Genomic DNA, 5665 nt, shown 5'->3' with positions numbered 1-5665 from the left:
TGATCTCGTTGCGGAAGCTCTTGCCGGTCTGCGCGATGCCGAACGGCGGCTTGCGCCGCGCGGTGGTGACCACGTTGGCGAAGTTGACGAAGATGCCCTGCGCGGTTTCGGGTCGCAGATAGTGCAGCCCCTCGTCGGTTTCGATCGGCCCTAGATAGGTCTTGAGCATCATGTTGAACTCGCGCGGCTCGGTCCACTGCCCCGGCTGGCCGGTGTCGGGGTCGCGGATGTCGGCCAGCCCGTTCTCCGGCGGGTGGCCGTGGCGGGCCTCGTAGGCCTCGATCAGATGGTCAGCGCGGTAGCGCTTGTGGGTGATCAGCGACTCCACCAGCGGGTCATGGAACACCTCGACGTGACCGGAGGCCACCCACACCTCGCGCGGCAGAATGATCGAGGAGTCCAGGCCGACAACGTCGTCGCGAGCCGTCACGACCGATTTCCACCACTGTCGCTTGATGTTCTCCTTGAACTCCACCCCCAGTGGTCCGTAGTCCCACGCCGATCGGGTACCGCCGTAGATCTCGCCGGACGGGTAAACCAGGCCACGCCGCTTGGCCAGGTTGACGACAGTGTCGATGACGGACGCCACGAGGTGGTGCACTCCTGTCTTGAGCTTGGGCAACGATCAGTCATCGTAGCGGCCCGCACCGGCGCCTTTGACATGCATGATCGCGCATGTAACAGTGGGGGTAACTGGAAACGATCCCCAACAGTGCTTCATCGCCGATCCCGTGGAGGCAATCATGTCCGCGCCCAGCGTGGCCGGCGACCGTCACCGGCACGCGGCTGTGCCGTCTCCGGCGAGCCCGCCGCGGGCGATTCTGGAGGCCGCCGGCGAGCTGCTCCGCGCGCTGGCCGCACCGGTGCGCATCGCCATCGTGTTGCAGCTGCGCGAATCCCAGCGCTGCGTGCACGAGCTGGTCGACGCACTGGGCGTGCCGCAGCCGCTGGTCAGCCAGCATCTGAAAATCCTCAAGGCGGTCGGCGTGGTCGCCGGCGAGCGGTCCGGCCGCGAGGTGTTCTACCGGCTGGTCGACCACCACCTGGCGCACATCGTCGTCGACGCGGTGGCCCACGCCGGCGAGGAAGCGCCGTGACCGCGCCCGGGGTGCGCTCCACCCGGCAGCGGGCTGCCATCTCGGCGCTGCTGGAGACACTGGAGGAGTTCCGCTCCGCCCAGGAGCTGCACGACGAGCTGCGCGCGCGCGGCGAGAACATCGGCCTGACCACCGTCTACCGCACCCTGCAGGCGATGGCGGCCGCCGGCGTGGTGGACACGCTGCGCGCCGACACCGGCGAGTCGGTGTACCGGCGCTGCTCGGAGCAGCACCACCACCACCTGGTCTGCCGCGGTTGTGGGTCCACCGTCGAGGTGAGCGCCCGTGAAGTGGAGGCCTGGGCGGCGCGGGTGGCGGCCGAAAACGGCTTCGCCGACATCAGCCACACCATCGAGATCTTCGGCGTCTGCAGCGCCTGCCAGACGTGACATCGGCGTTGTCGACCCCTCGGCTGTGGGTGATCCTGCTGGTGTCGCCCACGCGTTCAGTCGGTCAATGCGCGGCGGATGTCGGCACCCTTGTCGAGCACCAGCAAAACGAGGGTTCGCAGCGCATCGTCTGTCAGGCCGGCGCCGGGAAAGTTGTAGCGCAGCATCACGTCGGCGATCTTGCCGGAGTTGCACTGGGCCTTCTCGATCAGCGTCACCGAGCCCAACTGGGTGCCGTCCGCCTGCTCGGCCACCCGGTCGCGCAGCTTCTTGGTCAGCGGCAGATCCCAGGCCAGGATCTGGGTCAGCGCCACCAGGTCCAGATCCTCGGCGATGTTGACCACCCGCAACGACGCCCATGTGCCGGCGTGGCCGACGGTCAGCGCACCGTCGGCCTCTTCGTCGACGGCCAGCACCTCGGCCAGCGTCGACGCCAGCCGCACCTGCAAGGACGGCAAAGAGGCCATCATGCGCTCCCGAACCGGCGCTGCCGCGACGCGTATTCTTCGCAGGCCGCCCACAGGTCGCGGCGGTCGTAGTCCGGCCACAGCTTGTCGGCAAAGATGTATTCGGCGTAGGCCGCCTGCCACAGCATGAAATTGCTGGACCGCTGCTCACCGGAGGTGCGGATCAGCAGATCCACGTCGGGCATGTCGGGGCGGTGCAGGTGCCGGGCGACAGTGGCCTCGGTGACGCGGTCGGGGTTGAGCTTGCCGGCGACGGCTTCGCGGGCGATATCCTTTGCAGCTTCCGTGATTTCGGTGCGGCCACCGTAGTTGACGCAGTAGTTGATGGTGATGACGTCGTTGTGCGCGGTCATGTTCTCGGCGATCTGGAATTCCTTGATGACGCTGCGCCACATCCGCGGCCGGGAGCCCACCCAACGCATCCGCACCCCCATCGTGTCGAGGTTCTCCCGACGACGGCGCACCACCTCGCGGTTGAAACCCATCAAGAACCGGACCTCCTCGGTGGAGCGTTTCCAGTTCTCGGTGGAGAACGCGTACACCGTCAGCCACTTGACACCGACTTCGATAGCGCCGCACGTGATATCGATCAGCACCGCCTCCCCCATCTTGTGGCCCTCGGTGCGGTGCAGGCCACGCCGGGTGGCCCAGCGACCGTTGCCGTCCATCACGATCGCCACATGGTTGGGCAGTTGGTCGGCGGCGATCAGCGGGGCGGCGGCCTTCGACGTGTGCTGCGGCGGGCGGGCCGGGCCTTTGTCGGGCGGTGCGGGCAGATCGGGGAAGACCACCGGCCAGGTCGAGGTGTCCGGAAACGTCGGGTAATCGTCGGGCGCGGCGGGCAGCTGCGGGAAGCTCACCCTCTTTCCGCTGCGCTCAGTCCCCCACCGGGAGCTGACGGTCCGCATCGTCGCCATGTGCCATATCCTGCCCGACCGCCTCGGCGCGGCGGTGGGCAACTCGGTGATCCGTTCGCGGCCAATGGGAAAGCCGTCTACGCCAGGGTGTGCGGTGGCCGGGGAGGCGAACGTCAACCCGCCGAAGCAGCGCCCAGCGCCATCGAGACAAAATCAAGGCGCCACAGCGATTGGTAGAGCTTACGGCCGAATTTCTCCAGATCGGCCACGCTGGCCCGCGGCGACCCGCCGGCCTCCGACACGCTCGCAGCGATCTGCCGGATCGTTTTGCGGCCATCGATGTGCTGGACGAACGGCAGCTGGGCCGGGTTGAGGCGCATGCGCCAGCCCGGCCGGAAGATCTCGGTGCCGGACAGGCCGCACCGCATGCGCAGCAGCGGAACATAATCGAGGCTGTCCGACGTCGAGAAGTCGATGACGTAGTTCTGCTTCGGCCGGTCGGGACGGCAGGCCAGAAAGAAGTGGCGGGCGTTGAGGGTATGGACGCGCTCCATCACCGACCAGATCTTCTCCTCCGGCAGCTCGTTGATGGCGCCATAGAACCCACCCGCTGGCCCTGTCACATCGTGGGCGTAATACGGCGCCTTGAGTAACCAATGCTGAAATTCCAGTCCGGCTGACCTGACCAGGTCCAGACAGTCGTCGACAGTGTAGCTTTTCGCACGCCCGTGCAGGAACGTGTCCACCAGACCCGCATCGGACGGCAAATCCTGCGCAATCTTGAGATAGCTTTGGACCGGGTGACCCGGGGACAGCCGCTCCAGCGCCTGCCTGACCAATTGGACTGAGGCGTCGTCCTGACCCAAACCCATGTCGCGAAACACCGATTCCATTATTTCGATTCCGATGCGGCCGTACTTCGCGTAAAGCATCACCCCGATGACGCCGTCCGGCCGCGCACAGTCGGCGAGCGCCTTCATGCCGGCCTCCGGGTCTGCCATGTGATGCAGCACACCGGTCGACACGACCAGGTCAAAGTCGAGTTTGAGCGTGGACAACTCCTCGATCGGCAGCAGGTGCAGCTCCAGGTTCCACAGTCCGTGCTTGTCCTTGAGATACTGCTGGTGGTCCAGGGACTGCTGGCTGACGTCGCACGCCACCACCCGCGCGGCGGGGTTGGAGTAGGCGAAGACCGCCGCCTGGTTGGTGCCGCAACCCGCGATGAGAATATCGGCGTCGGGTTTATATTCCCGGTCCGGCCATAAAATCCGGTGCGCGTGGCTTGGGTCGAACCATTCCCAGTTGCCGTCAAGCCATGTCGTGAGGTCATTTATCGGCGGTGGATATGTCCACCGTTGGTACTGACGAGAAACAACGTCGGCGCGTGGGTCTTCGCTCACCTTGGCTGGGCCTTTCCGTATTTCATTTTTGATCGACATTCGCGGATCCGAGTTTAGCCGGAGTATTCGGGCTCTGGCCTCGGTGCCGCCTCGGGCACACTGCACCAAGGTGAGATCTCTGCCGACAGCCGACCTGGTTTAACCGGGCCGGCCGGGCTGGCCGGGCTGGCCGGGCTGACCGGGGGTTCCGCCGGGGGAGCCGGGCGCACCACCAGCACCGCCCGCGCCGGGTTGACCGCCGGGGCCGGCCGCGCCGCCGTTGCCTCCATGACCGCCTTGGCCGCCGATTCCGCCCTGGCCGCCGGCTCCGCCTTTGCCGCCCGCGCCACCCGCGCCACCCTTGCCGCCCTTACCGCCCTGGCCGCCCGCACCGTCCTTGCCGACCTGGCCACCGTTACCGCCTTCGCCGGGCGTTCCGTCGGCGCTGGGCGCAGCGTTGGCTCCGTCGACACCAGATTCACCGTCAGCACCGGCTGCACCGGGGGCCTCCGCGACGGCCTGACCCGAAGCGGTGGCCGCAGTGCCGGCGTGGCCCGGGGCGGGAGCGTCAGCGCCGGCACCGCCGTCGACACCCTCGGCAGCGGGGTGCGCGGGCGTGGTGTCGGTGCCGACGGCAGCGGTGCCGTGTTCGCCGCCGGGGTGGCCCGGGACGGTCGTCTCGCCGCCGGAGCCGCCGTTGTCGTCGTCGCCGGGCGCGTTGGCGGGTAACGGGTCGACGAGGGCGGGGCTGGTGGTGAGGATGTCGGTGTGGGCGCTGGGGGCTGCGTGGGCGGCTGGGATGATTGCCGCCGGGATCATCGACGCCGCCAGAAAAGTCCCGGCCACCGTGCCCAGACTGAGTGATTGTCGCTGATAGCGCGGCCTTGCGCCGCGCAACCGACGGCCCCGCGTGGTGTGGTGCCGACTTAGCATCGATCTGCCTCTCTGTTCAATCCTGTTCAACTCTGTTCAACCGTCTCGTTTTCAAGTTGCACCAGCCTACCGTGAGCGGGCGGACGGTCGGGGAAAACGGCGAGTTCGTGCACATGACCTCTCGATGGCGCCAGCGAGCGCAAACCCGCAGATCTGCTCGGCGTGTCGACCGAGGACATGCCCGTTCACGGAGGTGCTCAGCGACGGCGCGGGCCGCTTGGTTAGGCGCGCTCCACCAGTGGCAATGTTCGCAGCTGACGCTCTAAGTGCCATTGCAGGTGGGCGGCCACCAAACCGCTGGCGTGCCTGCGGTGCGCCGATATCGAAGCCTCCGCGACCGGCCAGTCGCCGTCGTGCAGCGCCGACATCAGCTCCAGCACCCCCGGCGGCGGGGTGGTCGCTCCTGCCGGGCGGCAGTAAGCGCAGACGCTGCCGCCGGCCGCGATGTGAAACGCCCGGTGCGGGCCCGGGGTGGCGCAACGGGCACACTCGGTCAGCGCCGGCGCCCACCCGGCCACCCCCATGGCGCGCAGCAGATAGGCG

Annotated in this window: 7 protein-coding genes and 1 pseudogene; 2 read left to right on the top strand and 6 right to left on the bottom strand. The window is 67.6% G+C overall.

Going from position 1 to position 5665, the window contains the following annotated elements; all coding sequences use genetic code 11:
- Nucleotides 1–601, bottom strand: a 601-nt coding sequence (locus AC2VON_RS11700; RefSeq protein WP_486953115.1) for a glycine--tRNA ligase, incomplete at its 3' end; no start/stop codon positions are given.
- A 142-nt stretch (nucleotides 602–743) separates the two neighbouring features.
- Between AC2VON_RS11700 and AC2VON_RS11695 the strand changes: the two genes are divergently transcribed.
- Nucleotides 744–1097, top strand: a complete 354-nt coding sequence (locus tag AC2VON_RS11695) for an ArsR/SmtB family transcription factor (protein WP_486953113.1) — start codon at nucleotides 744–746, stop codon at nucleotides 1095–1097.
- Nucleotides 1094–1486 (top strand): Fur family transcriptional regulator, encoded by a 393-nt coding sequence (locus AC2VON_RS11690; protein WP_486953112.1) that lies wholly within the window; start codon nucleotides 1094–1096, stop codon nucleotides 1484–1486. The genes AC2VON_RS11695 and AC2VON_RS11690 overlap by 4 nt, the downstream gene beginning before the upstream one ends.
- A gap of 56 nt (nucleotides 1487–1542) precedes the next feature.
- Here AC2VON_RS11690 and AC2VON_RS11685 read toward each other — a convergent pair whose 3' ends face one another.
- The 5 genes and pseudogenes from AC2VON_RS11685 to recO all read right to left on the bottom strand — a co-directional run.
- A complete protein-coding gene (locus AC2VON_RS11685; protein ID WP_486953111.1) occupies nucleotides 1543–1944 on the bottom strand; it encodes a hypothetical protein in 402 nt (133 codons plus the stop codon).
- 8 nt (nucleotides 1945–1952) lie between these two features.
- Nucleotides 1953–2861, bottom strand: a complete 909-nt coding sequence (locus AC2VON_RS11680) for a decaprenyl diphosphate synthase (protein ID WP_486953114.1) — start codon at nucleotides 2859–2861, stop codon at nucleotides 1953–1955.
- Between the two features lie 122 nt (nucleotides 2862–2983).
- Nucleotides 2984–4210, bottom strand: coding sequence for a class I SAM-dependent methyltransferase (locus tag AC2VON_RS11675; protein WP_486953110.1), 1227 nt, complete (start codon nucleotides 4208–4210; stop codon nucleotides 2984–2986).
- Nucleotides 4211–4348: 138 nt separating this feature from the next.
- Nucleotides 4349–5035, bottom strand: coding sequence for a hypothetical protein (locus AC2VON_RS11670; protein ID WP_486953109.1), 687 nt, complete (start codon nucleotides 5033–5035; stop codon nucleotides 4349–4351).
- 314 nt (nucleotides 5036–5349) lie between these two features.
- A pseudogene (recO, locus tag AC2VON_RS11665) lies at nucleotides 5350–5665 on the bottom strand (DNA repair protein RecO); the annotation flags it as partial.

Source organism: Mycobacterium sp. TH-M82, assembly GCF_057473605.1.
This window is presented reverse-complemented; position numbering and strand designations above follow the sequence as displayed.